This window comes from Pseudoxanthobacter sp., from assembly GCF_036822375.1.
In the GTDB taxonomy this organism is placed as follows: domain Bacteria; phylum Pseudomonadota; class Alphaproteobacteria; order Rhizobiales; family Segnochrobactraceae; genus Pseudoxanthobacter.
In genome coordinates this window covers 25,497-40,029 of record NZ_DAISHT010000001.1, presented here as the reverse complement: position 1 = coordinate 40,029, position 14,533 = coordinate 25,497, and the positions used below count along the sequence as shown (strand labels likewise).

Sequence of the window (14,533 nt, the reverse complement as noted above, 5' to 3'; positions counted from 1 at the left end):
GGTCCGGCGCGATGTATGTGCTGCAGGCCATTCTCGATCATCTGCCCCTGTTTCTGACGGGGCTGCGCAACACGCTGCTGCTGCTGGTGCTTTCCGTGGTCATCGCCTCGCTGCTGGCGGTGCCGCTGGCGCTGGTGCTGGTGCGGCGGGTGCCGGTGGCCGCACCCGCCATCGAGGCAATCAGCTATGTGCTGCGCGGCACGCCGCTCATCGTGCAGGTCTATCTGCTCTATTACGGTCTGGCGCAGTTCAGCGCCGTGCGCGCCAGCGTGCTGTGGCCCTATCTGCGCGAGGCGTGGACCTGCCTGCTCATCGCGTTCTCGCTCGGCACCTGTGCCTATCTCGTCCAGATTCTGCGCGGTGCCATCGAGACCGTGCCGGTCGGCGAGGTGGAGGCGGCGCGCGCCATCGGCATGACGCCGTTCCAGACCCTGCGTCTGGTGGTGCTGCCCAATGCCTTCCGCCGCGCCCTGCCGGGCTATGAGAACGAGATCATCTTCTCGCTGCACGGCACGGCCATCGCCAGCCTCGTCACCGTCATCGATCTGCTCGGCGCCGGGCGCAACTTCAACACCATCTACTACTTCACCTTCGAAGGCTTCGCCGTGGCCGGGGTGCTCTATCTCGCCATCGTCGCTGTCATCCGCCTGTCGTTCGGCCTTCTGGAAAAGCGCCTGCTGGCCCATCTGCGACGGGCCCGGCTGTGAGGCCGGCCGCACCGGGCCGCGGATCAAGGACATGCCTGTGAACAGAACTCTTTCTCACTGGACGGCCCTTGCCGCGGGGCTGAGCCTGCGCACGCAGGCCTTCGTCGCCGGCCGTTTCCGCCCGGCCTGCGAGGGCCGCACCTTCGCCACCCTGAACCCGGCGACCGGCGAGCACCTTGCCTATGTGGCGGCCTGCACGGCGGCCGATGTCGATCTGGCGGTTGCCGCGGCCCGGCGCAGCTTCGAGGGCGGCGTCTGGTCGCGCTGCGATCCGGCAGAGCGCCGCCGCGTGCTGACGCGGCTTGCCGATCTCATCGTGGCCAGCACCGACGAACTCGCCCTGCTGGAAAGCCTCGATATGGGCAAGCTGGTGCGCGATGCCGCCACGCTGGACGTGCCGGCGGCGGCTGAAGTGTTCCGCTGGTATGGCGAGGCCTGCGACAAGCTCAACGGCGAGGTGATCCGCGCCGGCGAAGGGGCGCTGGCGATGATCGACCGCGAGCCGGTCGGCGTGGTCGGTGCCGTGGTGCCGTGGAACTTTCCGCTGAAGATGGCGGCGTGGAAATGCGCCCCGGCCCTTGCCGCGGGCAACAGCGTCATCCTCAAGCCGGCCGAACAGTCGCCGCTCACAGCTCTGCGGCTTGCCGAACTGGCCGCCGAGGCCGGCATTCCCGACGGCGTCTTCAGCGTTCTGCCGGGGCTTGGCCACGAGGCCGGGCAGGCGATCGGTCTGCACGATGGCATCGACTGCGTGGCCTTTACCGGCTCCACCGAGGTCGGCAAGAAATTCCTCGGCTATGCCAGCGTCTCCAACATGAAGCGCGTCTGGCTGGAGTGCGGCGGCAAGAGCGCCAATCTGGTGTTTTCCGCCACCAGAGACCTCGACCGCGCGGCCACGTTCGCCGCACAGGGCATCTTCTTCAATCAGGGCGAGGTGTGTTCCGCCACCTCGCGGCTGTTCGTGCAGCAGGACATTGCCGAAGCGTTCATCGCGCGTCTGCTGGCCAAGGTCGATGCCTACCGGCCCGGCAACCCGCTCGATCCGGCCTCCGGCATGGGGGCGATGGTGAGCGAGGAGCAGACGGCGCGGGTGATGGGGTTCATCGCGCTCGGCCGCGAAAGCGCGCAGCTCGCCTGCGGCGGCGAGCGCGTGCTGACGGAAACCGGCGGCTGCTTTATTGCCCCGACCGTCTTCACCGGCGTCGATCCGGCTTCGCGGCTGGCGCGGGAAGAGATCTTCGGGCCGGTGCTGGCGGTTGCCACCTTTGCCGACGAGGCGGAGGCCATCCGGCTGGCGAACGATTCCATCTACGGTCTCGGGGCGTCGGTGTGGACCGACGATCTCAGTCAGGCCCACCGTGTCGCCCGCCGGCTTCACGCCGGCTCCGTCAGCGTCAACACGGTCGACATGGTGGATGTGCGCACGCCCTTCGGCGGGGTCAAGCAGTCCGGCTCGGGCCGCGACCTGTCGCTGCACGCTTTTGACAAATACACCGACCTGAAGACCACCTGGATTTCGCTATGAGCGCCTCCGCCGTGCCGGCCCGCCTGACCGATGGCCCGCGACTGTGGGCCGACCTCATGACCATGGCCGGCATCGGTGCCCTGCCGGCCGGCGGTTGCTGCCGGCTGTCGCTGACGGACGAGGACCGGCAGGCCCGCGACCTCTTCGCCGGCTGGTGCCGCGAGGCCGGGTGCACGGTGCGGGTCGATGCCTTCGGCAACATGTTTGCCACCCGCCCCGGCCGGGCGGCCGGCGCGGGCCATGTGCTTGTCGGCAGCCATCTCGATACCCAGCCCCACGGCGGCCGGTTCGACGGCGTGCTCGGCGTGCTGGCCGGTCTGGAAACCGTGCGGGCGCTGAACGCCGCCGGCATCGAGACCGAACGCCCGGTGACGGTGGTGAACTGGACCAACGAGGAGGGCGTGCGCTTCCAGCCCGGCCTGACGGGATCGGCCGGGTTCGTCGGTGCGCTGACCGCCGGCGACGAGGCCGCCATAACCGCCGCGGACGGTGCCCGCTTCTTCGAAGACCTGCATCGCACCGGCTATGCCGGCAGTGCCGCACTGCAGATTCCGGTTGCGGGCTATTACGAACTGCATATCGAGCAGGGGCCGGTGCTGGAGCAGGCCGGCATTGCCGTCGGCGTGGTGGAAGGCGTGCAGGGCGTGCGCTGGCTGGCCGTGACGCTGACGGGCGAAGACCGCCATGCCGGCACCACGCCGGCGGGCGAGCGCCGCGATGCTTTCATGGCGGCCGCCCGCCTTGCCCTCGATATGCGCACCGCGGCGGCGCTTCTCAGCCCGGATCTGCGCATCACCTTCGGCCGCGTGACGGTCGAGCCCAACTCCACCAACACGGTGCCGGGCAGGGCCACGCTGGCCATCGACCTGCGCCACTCGCAGACCGCGCTGCTGGATCGCATGGAAGGCGAGATTCGGGCCGCCGTCGCCGGCCTTGCCGGCAGCGAGGGCGTCGGCGGCACCGTCGCCCGGCTGATGGATGTCGCTCCGGTACACTTCGACGCACGGATGCAGGCCATTATCGCATCCGCTGCCGAGCGGCTGGGAATCCGCACGCTTCGCCTGCCGAGCGGCGCCATGCACGATGCCAGCAACCTCGCCACCGTCGCCCCCGCGGCAATGATCTTCGTTCCCTCGCGCGGTGGCATCAGTCACAATGAAAGCGAGTGGACAGAGCCTCAGCACGTCACCGAGGGCTGCGAGGTTCTGGCGCAGGCCGTGCTGCATCATGCGCTGCAGCCGGCCGGACCATGGTGAGGGGGAACTATGGATCTGAGCGATGCCAATGTGCGCATTGGCGCCAAGCTGCGGCATGCCCGGACGCTGAAGGGGCTGAGCCTGAGTGAACTGGGCCATCGCATCGGCGTGACAGAGGGCTATTTGTCCAAACTCGAAAACGGTCGCTCGCAGGCGTCGCTGGCGACGCTTCACAAGCTGGTCGGCGCGCTCGATACCAACATGAGCGCGCTGTTCGCCGCCCCGCCCGATGGCGAGGAAGCGGTGACGGTGGTGCGGGCGGGCGAGCGGCCGCGGCTGGAAACCGGCCACCCGCGCGCCGGCAACAAGGTGGTTCTGGAGCGGCTCGTGCCGCACCGGCACGACCAGTTGCTGCAGATCAATATCCACGTCATTCCGCCCGGCGGCGGCAGCCCGGATTTCATCAGCCATGGCGGGCAGGAGTTCGGCTATGTGCTCGCCGGCGCTTTCACGCTGATCGTCGACGGGCATGAGCGCCGGCTCGGCGAGGGCGACAGCTTCTCCTTCGATTCCCAGCTTCCCCACGGCTATCGCAACGACGGCCGGCAGGAGGCGCGCGTGCTGTGGGTCAACACACCCCCGACCTTCTGATCGGGGGCTCCCGTCCGCCGGAAGCAGGTTGCTATCCTTTTGGGAAAGTAACTTGACTAAATCCGGCAAGGCCCGTCTTAATCGGGCCTGCGCTTCAGCCCCAATGCAGAGAACCTCCATGGCCTACGATGTAGAGGACGTCCGGCGCCAGTTTCCCGGCCTTGCCCGGGAGCATTCCGGCATGCCGGTCGCCTTCCTTGACAATCCCGCCGGCACGCAGGTGCCGCGTCTGGTGGTGGACCGCATGGCAGATGCCATGCTGCACACCAACAGCAATCTGGGCGGCTTTTTCGATACCTCCGTCGAGGCCGGAGAGCGCGTGGCAGCAGCCCACCGCGCGGCCGCAGCGCTGGTCAATGCCGATGAGACCGGAGAGGTCTTCTTCGGCCAGAACATGACCACGCTCACCTTCGCCATGTCGCGCAGCATCGGCGCGCTGCTGAAGGAAGGCGACGAGATCGTTCTGAGCCGCATGGACCACGATGCCAACATCTCGCCCTGGCTGATGCTGGCCGAGGACAAGGGCCTCGTCGTGCGCTGGCTCGAATTCTCGCCGGAGACCTTCGAGTTCGATCTTGCCGACCTGCGCGCGCTGATGAACGGGCGCACCCGTCTGGTCGCCGTCTGCTACGCAAGCAATATTACCGGCACGATCAACGATATCGCGGCTATTTCCGCAATTGCACATGAGGCCGGTGCGCTGGTCTATGTCGATGCCGTGCAATATGCACCCCACGGCCTGATCGATGTGAAGGCGCTGGGCTGCGATTTCCTCGTCTGCTCGGCCTACAAGTTCTTCGGGCCGCACTATGGCGTGTTCTGGGGACGCCGCGACGTGCTGGACCGGCTGCGGCCCTACAAGGTGCGGCCGGCTTCCAATGACGTGCCGTGGCGCTTCACCACCGGCACCACCAACCGCGAGGCTCTCGCCGGCGTTCATGCGGCCATCGACTATATCGCCTCGCTGTCGCGGTTCGAGGACGGCGTGCCCGCCGCGGCGGGCCTGCGCGACAAGCTGGCCGCCGGCTTCCGGGTGATGAAGCAGCACGACGACATCCTGACCCAACGCCTGATCGATGGCCTGAAGCCGTTCAACCGGGTGCGGATTCTGGGCATCACCGATCCGGCGGCCATCGCCCGCCGCGTGTCCACGGTCAGCTTCTTCGTCGATGAGCTGCCGTCCGCCGATCTCGTGAAGTCGATGGCGGGCGAGGGCATTCAGGTCTGGAGCGGCCATAATTACGGGCTGGAGCCCAATCGGGCGCTGGGCATTCTCGACCGCGGCAGCGGCGTGCGTGTCGGGCCGGTGCACTACAACACGGTCGGGGAAATCGACCGCGTCGTCGACGCCGTCGGCCGCGCGCTCGGCTGAGGCGCAAACCGGCTGCAAGAAGATAACGGGCCGGGACGCCGCAGGGCGTTCCGGTCCTTTTCGTTCGGGCGTTCGGGCAGCCGGCCGCTGTCAGGCGGCAACAGGCAGGGTCAGCGCTGGGCGGCGGGCGTGGTGGCCGGTCGCCTGCTGCACCTGATGGCCGAAGCGCAGCAGCAGCGCTTCGCCCTGCGCGCCGGCCATGACCTGAACGCCGACCGGCAGTCCGTCGCGGTCGAAGCCGGCCGGCAGGCTGATGGCCGGCAGGGCCGTGAGGCTCGGCAGGCAGGTGAAGCGCATGTTGCCGGTCAGCGTGCTTTCCTCCCGGCCGCCGATCAGGATCGTTTCCTGACCGATGCGCGGCGCGGTGAACGGCAGCGTCGGCGTGACGAGCACGTCGAAGCGGGCGAGCAGCGCCTCGCTCTCGCGCCGCAGCCAGGTGCGATAGCGCTGCGCCTGCAGATATTCCACCGCAGTGAACGACAGGCCCGCCTGCAGCAGCACGCGGACATCGGCGCCGTAATCGTCCGGCCGCTCGGCAATCCAGCGGGCGTGAACCGCGCTCGGCTCAGCCGCATCGACGATCACCTGGGCATCGACCGCCGCCTCCAGCCCCGGCAGGGAGACCGGCTCCACCGTCACGCCCAGCGCGGTCAGGGTTGCCAGAAAACCGGCGAAGGCGCTGCCGACATCGTCCTGCAGCGCGCTGCTGGCATAGGGCTCGGGCACGCCGGCGCGCAGGCCGGCAAGGGGGCGCTCCAGCGTGGCGGCAAGGGCGGCACCGTCCGCGCCGGCAAGGGCGGCAAACAGATGCGCGCAGTCGGCACTGCTGCGGGCCATCGGCCCGACCGTATCCATGCTCCACGCCAGCGGAAAGACGCCTTCGGTGCTGATGCGGCCCACGCCGGGCCGCAGGCCGGTGATGCCGTTCATGGAGGCGGGCAGGCGAACCGAGCCGCCGGTATCCGTGCCCAGCGCGGCCGGCACGCTGCCGGCGGCGACGGCGGCACCCGAACCGCCGCTGGAGCCGGCGGGAATGCGGTCCGGCGCCCACGGGTTTCGGCACTGGCCATAGTGCGGATTGGTCGTGGTGCCGCCCCACGCGAACTCGTGCATGTTGGTGGCACCGAGAATGATGGCGCCGGCCTGCTTCAGCCGCCGCGTCACGTCGGCATCGGCGGTTGCCACATGATCGCGCAGGATGGCGCTGCCGGCCGTCATGCGCTCGCCGGCGAGCGCGATGTTGGCTTTCAGCGCCACCGGCATGCCGTGCAGCGGGCCCAGATCGTGGCCGGCCTCAAGCAGGGTCTGGAAGGCGGCGGCAAGCGTCAGGGCACGGCTGGCATAGAGGTCGCTGAAGGCGTTGAGCGACTGCGTTGCGGCTGCACGCTCCAGACAGGCCGTCACCAGTTCCGGCAGCGTGATGGCGCGCTGGCGCACCAGTTTTCCGGCCTCGGTGAGGGTTAGATCGCACAGGTCCGTCATGTCCGGTCTCGGATTTCGGATTGAAAGGGGCGGCGCGGGCGCACCGCGCGCGCGGCCGGCTGCGGCCTCAGCGGCGCGGCGGCTCGGAGGCGACGAAAGCCGTGATGGGGCTGGTGCCGGGCTCAAGCACGGTCTCGCTCATCTGCATCAGCCGGCCGGCCCTCCCGGCCCACGCTTCCACAGTGGGCAGAACCGCCTCGCGGTGGGCCTCGGAAAGGGGGCCGAGGGCCTCCATGCGGGCGGAAAGGGAGAGGGACATAATGAGCGGGCTCCGGCTCGTCTCAGGGCAGCGCAGAAGAAGAAAGCAGAAGAAGAAAAAAGAAGGCCCGCGGTGCGCCGGGGGGAAGCGCCGCCGCGGGCCGGAAGCCGGCGTTATTTCAGCCGGGCATCGACAAGCGCCCGGGCCTTTTCGGCCAGCGCGGTGTTGACGTTGTTTTCATAGGACGTGGCGTCGGAGGGGTAGGCCTTCACGTTGCCGGCGAACAGGGCAATGTTGAGGTTGTTGTCCCAGGCCTTCTTCGTCACAAGAACGTTCTCGGGATAGCCGCGGGCGTCGATCTCGCGCTTCACGGCGTCGCGCACGACATCCTTCGGCAGGTTCGGGAAATATTTCGCGGCGATATCGACGGTCTCGTCGAAGTGGGCATAGATGAAGCGCGAGGCCATTTCGAAGGCGGTGATCACGCCCTGTGCGGCCTGCGGGTTCTTTTCCAGATAAGCCTTGGTGGTGGTCAGGCTGGAGAAGGCGAAGGGATACCAGTCCGGGTTGGCGGAGAAGGAATAGACCGACGAAAGCCCGTTCTGGACGATGCTCTGGGTCACCTGCGGTTCCACCGCCAGGGCATAGTCGGCCCGGCCGCTGACGATGGCCGGAATTTCGTTGCCGATGGAGACGTTGACGAGCTTCACGCCCTCAAGCTTCTGCTGCTTGATGAGGTAGCTCATGAAGGCCCAGGTGGTGTCCGGCTGCGGGCTGGTGATGACGCGCTTGCCGGAAAGCAGGGCCAGATTGTTCTGCAGCGAGGTGCCGTCCTTGCCGATGATGAACACCGTCGGCGCATTCTGGATGCCGGCGACCACCACGCCGTCGCCGCCGTTCTCGCGCGTCTTGGGCACGAACACCGGGTCCTGAATGGAGAAGTCGGCCGAGCCGCCGATCACCGCCGCCCACGACTGAGCGCCGCCGCCGCCGGTGCTGATGGTGACCTTCACGCCCTCGTCTTTGAAGAAGCCCTTCTCCTGCGCCACGTAGAGCGGCAGGTAGAGCAGCGACTGAAAGGCCTGATTGATGCGCACCGGCACTTCTTCGGCGCGGGCGGCGGTGGCGGACAGCGCGCCGGCCAGCGCCGCCGCAAGACCGAGAGACCTGAAAAGGCGGGCAACAGCCATGGTCATTTCCTTTCCCAAGAAAGCAGAATGCGTTCCAGACCCGAGATGAGGGCGTTGAAGAGCAGCATCATCACCATGACCAGCGCGACGCCGGCCAGAACGATGTTCATGCTGAAATTGGAGCTGCCGAGCAGGATCATGTGACCGATACCGGCTTCGGAAGAGATGTATTCGGCCACGATGGCGCCGACGATGGCGAAGCCGACATTGAGCTTCAGCCCCGAGACGATCCAGCCCATGGACCCCGGCACCACCAGCTTGAGGAAGATGGCGTGGCGCGACGCATTGAAGGAGCGCATCAGGTTGATGAGGTCGGGGTCCGTGCGCTGCGCGCCGCGGTAGGAGGTGGTGAGCGAAACCACGACGCAGGAGAAGGCCACGATGACGACCTTCGCCAGCATCTCCGTGCCGAACCAGATGATGGTCATCGGCGCGATCGCCAGCACCGGAATGGAGCCGATGGCGGCAATGAAGGGGGCTGCGAGATCGGAGACGAAGCGCGAATACCACAGCAGCAGCCCGAGCACGGAGCCGCCGACGGCGCCCACCAGAAAGCCGATGATGACTTCCGCGGCGGTGGTGGTGATATCGGTCAGCAGCTCGCCCGACTGGAAGCGCTGTACCAGCACCTCCCAGATGGCGCTGGGGCTGGAAAACAGGAAGGCGCTGATGGCGCCGGTGCGCGCGCCGACCTCCCAGTAGATCAGCAGCGCGGCGACGATGGCGACCTGCAGAACGTGCAGCGTCGTGCGCCGGGTGCGGGGGCTGCGGAACAGGCCCTCGCCGGCCGCGCCGTTGCGGCGGGCCCTGACCACGGCGGGGCGGGGCGCGCGGGGACGGGGAGAGGGCGGGCGGGCTGTGGAAGGCGACATATCGGTCATGATCGGGCCGGAAAAGACTGCATCGGAAGAGGGAATGCGGGCGGACGCAGGCCGGCCGCTCACAGCACCGGCGCGATGCCGATGTTCTTCCAGATGAGATCGTAGTAATCGTTGAAGTTGCGGGACATGCGGCGCTCGGGAATGAGCGGGCTGTCGGTGCCGAGATCGACGCGGATCTCGTTGATGATCTCGCCCGGCCGTGCCTTCATCACATAGATGCGGTCGGCGAGCGTAACCGCCTCTTCGATATCGTGGGTGATGAAGATAACGGTCTTGCGCTCCCGCCGCACGACTTCCAGCAACTCGCCTTCCAGCGCGATCTTGAGCGGGTAGTCGAGCGCCTTGTAGGATTCGTCCATCAGGATGATCTGCGGATCGGTGATCATGGTGCGCATCAGCGCGACGCGCTGTTTCATGCCGCCGGAAATCTGGCTGGGATATTTGTCCTCGTAGCCTTCCATGCGGTAGATGCGCAGCATCTCGCGGGCCCGCTCGTAGGCCTCGCGCCGGCGCACACCGCGGATTTCCAGCCCCAGAACGACGTTCTCGATGACCGTGCGCCAGGGAAACAGCAGATCCTTCTGCAGCACGTAGCCGACGCGCTCGCTCGTGGTGCCGGTCGTTTCCTCGTTGTCGATCAGGATGTTGCCGTCGTCGGGCTGCAACAGGCCGGTGATGATGTTGAACAGCGTGGACTTGCCGCAGCCGCTCGGACCGACGAAGGCGACGAACTCGTTGTCGTCGGCGTGAAAATTGAGGTCGCGCAGGATCTGCACCCGTCCGCCATCCGCCGGATAGGACTTGGAAATGCTGATCGCCTCAAGGGCATGCGACATGGGGTCGGTCTCCTGAAACAGGGGCGCGCCGCAAGGGTGCGCGCTGGCCAGACACCGGCCTTCCGCAAACCCCGGCCGGGTCTGCGGTTGGCAACGGTCGGTCATAACCGTCGGGAATGGCGCCCGGCTGGCAAGGCGCGGCTTTGGCGGACGGCGCCTCAGCCCCGTCGCTTCATGGCTTCATTTGAAATCATGATAGTAGAAAATGCAAGTAATTTTTTACGCACAGACCCGCGCGGTGCGCCGCCGCGGGCGCCGTCCTCAAAGGGTCTGGAGGATGCGGATGTCGTAGCCGTCGACTTCGGCGATGTGAATGGGGTGGCGTGTGCCGACGACGGGGGCGGCGACGCTGCCGCGGGCCGTCTTGCGCTGGCGGGTCTGACCGAAGGCTGCGTTCACCCGCCCCGGCGCCAGCGTGCCGGCGGCTTCCGCCAGCGCGGCAAAGCAGTAGATGCCTTCATAGCACGACTGGCCATAGGCGTTCGCGGGCGGGGGCGTGTCGCCGAACAGGCTGTGATAACGCTCCAGAAAGGCGCCGTTGTTGTCGCTGCGGACCGCGGAAAAATAGGCCGAAGCGACGTAGAGATTCTCGGTGCCGCCTTCGTCGAGCCCGTAGACCACGGTCTCGTCCATGCCGGGGGCGAGCCGCACCATGTGGCGGGCGAGCCCCGCGGCGGCGAAGGCGCGGTTGAACTGAACGGAATCGAGCCCCAGAAACTGCGGCACCACCACATCGGCACCGCTGGCGCGGATGGCGTCGAACAGCGCGTCGTAATCGTGACACTCAAGCGGCAGGTAATGCTCGCCGGCAACCGTGCCGCCGGCCCGCCGGATGAGCGAGCGGGCAATGGCGAACGACGAGCGCGGCCACACATAATCGCTGCCGCACAGGAAGAAGCGATGGGCGTGGCGGTGACGCATCAGCCATTCGACCGCCGGCGCCAGCAGCTCGCCAGACGTCTCGCCGGTGGTCACGATGTTGAGGCTGGTCTCAAGCCCCTCGAACTGGGGCGTGTAAATCAGCGGCACGCTGCCGCTCACGGCCTCGATGACCGGCCGGCGGGCATAGCTCGGAAACATGCCGATGAGACAGTTCACCTCGTCGAACTCGACGGCACTCATGGCGGCGGCCGCGGCGCTGCGGCCGTCCGGGCCGCTGTCGATCTCGATCAGTTCCACAGGACGGCCCAGAATGCCGCTGCCGGTGTTGAGTTCGTGGGCGGCAAGGCCCGCGCACGCCAGCGCGGAAGGCGCCCACAGCCCGGCCGGACCCTGGCCGGCCACCAAAAGCCCGATCCGGATTGGTTTCATTGCCGCGGCCTTCCGTGTGTCGACTGCCCAAAGAACAGCCATTTGCTGCGCTGTGCAGAGGATTGGTACGAACTGAAGCAAAAAACACGCCAGTTCCGCGCGGCGTCTTTCCGGCGCAGCGGGACGCTCGGCCGCGCTTGAAGGAAGCGCGGAAAAAATATAAGAAATGTGAATAGTTGAAAATGAGGGTATCTGATGGGGCCGCTTTCTGAAAGCGAAACCAGAGAGTTGCTGCGGCTCATTTCCGGTGTCAACCGTCAGGTCGAGCAGGCGACAGAGGCCCGGCTGAAGCCGTTCGGGGTCTCGCTGGAGCACTATCGCGTGCTGGAGGCGCTGGAGGCGCGGGACGGCCGCGCCATGGGCGAGCTGGCGGCGCAGATCTTTGTCGACGCGCCGACGCTGACCAAGATCATCGATCGCATGGTGGCCGGCGGCGATGTGTTCCGCGCGCCAGACCCGCAGGACCGGCGCAAGGTTCTGATTTTTCGCTCTGCCAGAGGCGCGGCGCATTTCGCCGAACTGCGCGGGCTGCTGGACGGGGCGCAGAACGGGCTTGTCGGCCGTCTGGCGCGCAGCGAGGCCGATCAGCTGCGCAGCCTGCTGCAGAACATGCTGTCCGGCGGCTGAAGCCCGGCCTGCTGCATCCGCCGGGCCTTCAGCGGCGCGGCCGCCACAGCACCGCCGCCACCCCGGCCAGCACCAGCGGTGCGCCGATGGCCAGCCCCGTGCTCGGCCGTTCGCCCAGAAAGCCGATGCCGAGCGCCACCGTCATCAGCGGAAACATCAGCGTCAGCGGCGACACCAGACTGGCATCGTGGCGTTGCAGCAGGCGGTAATAGGCCGTGTGGCTGAACACCGTGACGAGCAGTGCCGAAAAGGCCAGCTGGCCCGCGAATGCGGCCCAGTGGGCGCCGACCCGGGCCAGCGGATCGCTGTCGGCCACAAACGAGGCAACGGCCAGCACCGGCATGGAGACGAAACCCGTCCACGCCTGCAATTGCAGCGGAGTGATGACGAGGCGCTTCAGCAGCACCGAGCCCAGCGCCAGCGAGGCGGCCGACAGCAGCACCAGCACCGCCCCCGGCACGGAGCCGCCCTGTCCGGGCTGCCACAGCACGATGACCACGCCGGCAAACGCAAGGGCGATGCCGGCAAGGCGCACGGGGCCGGGCCGCTCCTTCAGCAGCAGCATCGACAGCAGCGCCGTCATCGGAATGCCGGCCTGCAACAGCACGGCGGCAGTTGAGGATTCCAGCAGGCTGAAGCCGGCAAACAGCAGGCCGAAATGGCCGGCCCCCACCAGAAGGCCCACCAGCAAGACCGGCGCGAGCGGCCGGGGCAGCGGCAGCAGGCGGGGAAACAGCACGGCCGTGGAAACCACAAACCGGGAAAAGGCAAAGAACAGTGCCGGCACCGCAAGGCCGGCGATGACGTGGCGGCTCAGCACGGCATTGACGGCCCAGATCAGGCAGATCAGCACCAGAAGCGCAAAATCGCGGAAAGGCATGGGAAAGGGCGTCCGGCCGGCACCCGGCACTGCGATCGGAAGGGGAGGCGGAACGGCGGGGCCGGGGGCCTGCCCTTCCGTCAGGCGTCGGCTGCCATCATGGCCTCAAGCTGCGCGGCAACGCGATAGAGCATCGCTTCGCCGCCGTGGCGGCCGATCAGCATCAGCCCGGCCGGCAGGCCGTCGACCGTGCCGCACGGCAGCGTCAGGGCCGGGTGGCCGGTGAGATCGAACGGGCAGGTGTTGATGTTGAGTTCGGCTGCCCGCTGCAGGATCTCCGCCGGTGCGGCATCGGGCCCGGGCAGCGGCGAGGCGACCCGCGGCAGCGTCGGCATGGCCAGCACGTCGCAGGCGGTCAGGGCGCGGTCATAGGCGGCGCGCATGAGCGGGGCGAGGTTGCGGGCGCGGGCATAGAGCCGGCCCTGATAGTGGGTGCGGGTCCACTCGCCGACCAGCATGGAAACCTTCAGCGTCAGCGGCAGGTCGTCCGCCTTCTGGCGCCAGCCGGCGTGCGCGGCCATCAGGCCGGTGTCGTAGCGGCCCTTCCAGCCATGTCCCATGCCGTTGCCGTGCATCATCTGCACGACCATGCCTTCGGTCGCCACCGGCGTCCACACAGCCGGCGCCACGACATGTTCGGGCACGGCGATGTCGGCGCAGAGCGCGCCGGCGCGCTGCAGACGCCCGGCGGCCGCGCGGGCCAGTGCCGCCACCGCCGGGTCCATGCCGGCGCAGCCGAAGCCCTCCCGCACCAGCCCGATCCGCAGACCGGCGACGGGCTGGCCGATGGCCGCCCGGTAGTCGCCGCCGGCCGCCGGCACGGCCGTCTGGCGCGGATCGAGACCGTCGGGGCCGGCCAGCACCGACAGCAGCAGCGCATTGTCGGCAACGGTCTTGGTCATCGGGCCGGTGTGATCGATGGTCGCCTCGATGGGCATGATGCCGGTGTAGGGCACCAGACCCCACGTCGGCTTGAGGCCGACGAGGCCGCAATAGGCGGCGGGAATGCGGATCGAACCGCCCTGATCGCCGCCGATCGCCATGTCGGCCTCGCCGCCGGCCACCAGCGCGGCACAGCCGGATGACGAGCCGCCGGCGGAATAACCGGCCCGGTGCGGGTTTTCCACCGGACCGGGATCGGAGGTGTGGCTGCCGCCGGACATGCAGAAATTCTCGCACACCGCCTTGCCGACGATGGTGCCGCCGGCCGCCAGAACGCGGCTGACGACGGTGGCATCCTCCCGCGGCACGAAGCCCTCCAGCGTCGCGCTGCCGTTCATCATCGGCACGCCGGCGAGCGCGATATTGTCCTTCAGCACGACGGTGCGCCCGGCGAGCGGGCCCTGCGGCGCACCCTCCACCCGCGCCTTGCGGGCCCAGCCGCCGAAGCGGTTTTCGCCGCGCGGCGGGCAATGGCCGGCGCCGCGCGCAAACGGGCTTTCCGCCGCCGGCTCGGCCATGGCTGCCACGATATCGAGGGCGGCGAAGCTGTCGGCCATCAGCGCGAGCAGGTGTTCCGCATCGCCGTCCGCAAGGCTCATGCCGAGCCCTCCGGCCAGTGCGTTCAGTTGCCGGGGCGTGGGGCGGGTGACAGGCATGGAATACCCTTCCGCGCCCGTGGGAGGCGCGAGTCTGTAGAAAGGACTATAATTGAAAAATCAATTATTATCCCTGCG

14 protein-coding genes are annotated in these 14,533 nt (G+C 67.9%); 6 read left to right on the top strand and 8 right to left on the bottom strand.

What is annotated here, in order from left to right:
• The first annotated feature begins 11 nt into the window (after positions 1-11).
• The 5 genes from V7067_RS00175 to V7067_RS00155 all read left to right on the top strand — a co-directional run bounded on the left by V7067_RS00175 (position 12) and on the right by V7067_RS00155 (position 5,451).
• On the top strand, positions 12-707 hold the full coding sequence (locus V7067_RS00175; RefSeq protein WP_334173842.1) for an ABC transporter permease subunit: 696 nt from the start codon (positions 12-14) through the stop codon (positions 705-707).
• A 37-nt stretch (positions 708-744) separates the two neighbouring features.
• Positions 745-2,232, top strand: coding sequence for an aldehyde dehydrogenase (locus tag V7067_RS00170; protein ID WP_334173841.1), 1,488 nt, complete (start codon positions 745-747; stop codon positions 2,230-2,232).
• Positions 2,229-3,488: a Zn-dependent hydrolase gene (locus V7067_RS00165; RefSeq protein WP_334173840.1), complete on the top strand. Its 1,260-nt coding sequence runs from the start codon at positions 2,229-2,231 to the stop codon at positions 3,486-3,488. The genes V7067_RS00170 and V7067_RS00165 overlap by 4 nt, the downstream gene beginning before the upstream one ends.
• Before the next feature lie 9 nt (positions 3,489-3,497).
• Positions 3,498-4,079: a cupin domain-containing protein gene (locus V7067_RS00160; protein WP_334173839.1), complete on the top strand. Its 582-nt coding sequence runs from the start codon at positions 3,498-3,500 to the stop codon at positions 4,077-4,079.
• A gap of 118 nt (positions 4,080-4,197) precedes the next feature.
• On the top strand, positions 4,198-5,451 hold the full coding sequence (locus tag V7067_RS00155; RefSeq protein ID WP_334173838.1) for a cysteine desulfurase-like protein: 1,254 nt from the start codon (positions 4,198-4,200) through the stop codon (positions 5,449-5,451).
• A gap of 90 nt (positions 5,452-5,541) precedes the next feature.
• On the opposite strand, the gene V7067_RS00150 is transcribed toward V7067_RS00155, so the two are convergent.
• From V7067_RS00150 to V7067_RS00125, 6 genes are all read right to left on the bottom strand, one after another.
• Positions 5,542-6,933: an amidase gene (locus tag V7067_RS00150; protein WP_334173837.1), complete on the bottom strand. Its 1,392-nt coding sequence runs from the start codon at positions 6,931-6,933 to the stop codon at positions 5,542-5,544.
• Between the two features lie 67 nt (positions 6,934-7,000).
• Entirely contained in the window at positions 7,001-7,192 is a 192-nt protein-coding gene (locus V7067_RS00145) for a hypothetical protein (protein ID WP_334173836.1), read from the bottom strand.
• A gap of 113 nt (positions 7,193-7,305) precedes the next feature.
• Positions 7,306-8,322: an ABC transporter substrate-binding protein gene (locus V7067_RS00140; protein ID WP_334173835.1), complete on the bottom strand. Its 1,017-nt coding sequence runs from the start codon at positions 8,320-8,322 to the stop codon at positions 7,306-7,308.
• 2 nt (positions 8,323-8,324) lie between these two features.
• Entirely contained in the window at positions 8,325-9,194 is an 870-nt protein-coding gene (locus V7067_RS00135; RefSeq protein WP_334173834.1) for an ABC transporter permease, read from the bottom strand.
• A 68-nt stretch (positions 9,195-9,262) separates the two neighbouring features.
• Positions 9,263-10,039 carry an ABC transporter ATP-binding protein gene (locus tag V7067_RS00130; RefSeq protein ID WP_334173833.1) on the bottom strand — a complete coding sequence of 259 codons (777 nt, stop codon included), beginning with the start codon at positions 10,037-10,039 and terminating at the stop codon, positions 9,263-9,265.
• Between the two features lie 261 nt (positions 10,040-10,300).
• On the bottom strand, positions 10,301-11,350 hold the full coding sequence (locus V7067_RS00125) for a substrate-binding domain-containing protein (RefSeq protein WP_334173832.1): 1,050 nt from the start codon (positions 11,348-11,350) through the stop codon (positions 10,301-10,303).
• Positions 11,351-11,545: 195 nt separating this feature from the next.
• Here V7067_RS00125 and V7067_RS00120 point away from each other — a divergent pair, with 195 nt between their 5' ends.
• The gene (locus V7067_RS00120; protein ID WP_334173831.1) at positions 11,546-11,977 is read left to right on the top strand and encodes a MarR family transcriptional regulator; all 432 of its coding nucleotides are present in this window, start codon (positions 11,546-11,548) and stop codon (positions 11,975-11,977) included.
• A 28-nt stretch (positions 11,978-12,005) separates the two neighbouring features.
• Here the strand turns inward: V7067_RS00120 and V7067_RS00115 are convergent, their stop codons facing one another.
• Positions 12,006-12,857 carry a DMT family transporter gene (locus V7067_RS00115; protein WP_334173830.1) on the bottom strand — a complete coding sequence of 284 codons (852 nt, stop codon included), beginning with the start codon at positions 12,855-12,857 and terminating at the stop codon, positions 12,006-12,008.
• A gap of 80 nt (positions 12,858-12,937) precedes the next feature.
• On the bottom strand, positions 12,938-14,455 hold the full coding sequence (locus V7067_RS00110; RefSeq protein ID WP_334173829.1) for an amidase: 1,518 nt from the start codon (positions 14,453-14,455) through the stop codon (positions 12,938-12,940).
• Positions 14,456-14,533: the final 78 nt, after the last annotated feature.

Excerpts from the sequence above, each read along its gene's own strand:
- V7067_RS00175 (WP_334173842.1), top strand. The coding sequence starts at position 12 with ATGTATGTGCTGCAGGCCATTCTCGATCATCTGCCCCTGTTTCTGACG.
- V7067_RS00165 (WP_334173840.1), top strand. The coding sequence starts at position 2,229 with ATGAGCGCCTCCGCCGTGCCGGCCCGCCTGACCGATGGCCCGCGACTG.
- V7067_RS00160 (WP_334173839.1), top strand. The coding sequence starts at position 3,498 with ATGGATCTGAGCGATGCCAATGTGCGCATTGGCGCCAAGCTGCGGCAT.
- V7067_RS00155 (WP_334173838.1), top strand. The coding sequence starts at position 4,198 with ATGGCCTACGATGTAGAGGACGTCCGGCGCCAGTTTCCCGGCCTTGCC.
- V7067_RS00150 (WP_334173837.1), bottom strand. The coding sequence starts at position 6,933 with ATGACGGACCTGTGCGATCTAACCCTCACCGAGGCCGGAAAACTGGTG.
- V7067_RS00145 (WP_334173836.1), bottom strand. The coding sequence starts at position 7,192 with ATGTCCCTCTCCCTTTCCGCCCGCATGGAGGCCCTCGGCCCCCTTTCC.
- V7067_RS00140 (WP_334173835.1), bottom strand. The coding sequence starts at position 8,322 with ATGGCTGTTGCCCGCCTTTTCAGGTCTCTCGGTCTTGCGGCGGCGCTG.
- V7067_RS00135 (WP_334173834.1), bottom strand. The coding sequence starts at position 9,194 with ATGTCGCCTTCCACAGCCCGCCCGCCCTCTCCCCGTCCCCGCGCGCCC.
- V7067_RS00130 (WP_334173833.1), bottom strand. The coding sequence starts at position 10,039 with ATGTCGCATGCCCTTGAGGCGATCAGCATTTCCAAGTCCTATCCGGCG.
- V7067_RS00125 (WP_334173832.1), bottom strand. The coding sequence starts at position 11,350 with ATGAAACCAATCCGGATCGGGCTTTTGGTGGCCGGCCAGGGTCCGGCC.
- V7067_RS00120 (WP_334173831.1), top strand. The coding sequence starts at position 11,546 with ATGGGGCCGCTTTCTGAAAGCGAAACCAGAGAGTTGCTGCGGCTCATT.
- V7067_RS00115 (WP_334173830.1), bottom strand. The coding sequence starts at position 12,857 with ATGCCTTTCCGCGATTTTGCGCTTCTGGTGCTGATCTGCCTGATCTGG.
- V7067_RS00110 (WP_334173829.1), bottom strand. The coding sequence starts at position 14,455 with ATGCCTGTCACCCGCCCCACGCCCCGGCAACTGAACGCACTGGCCGGA.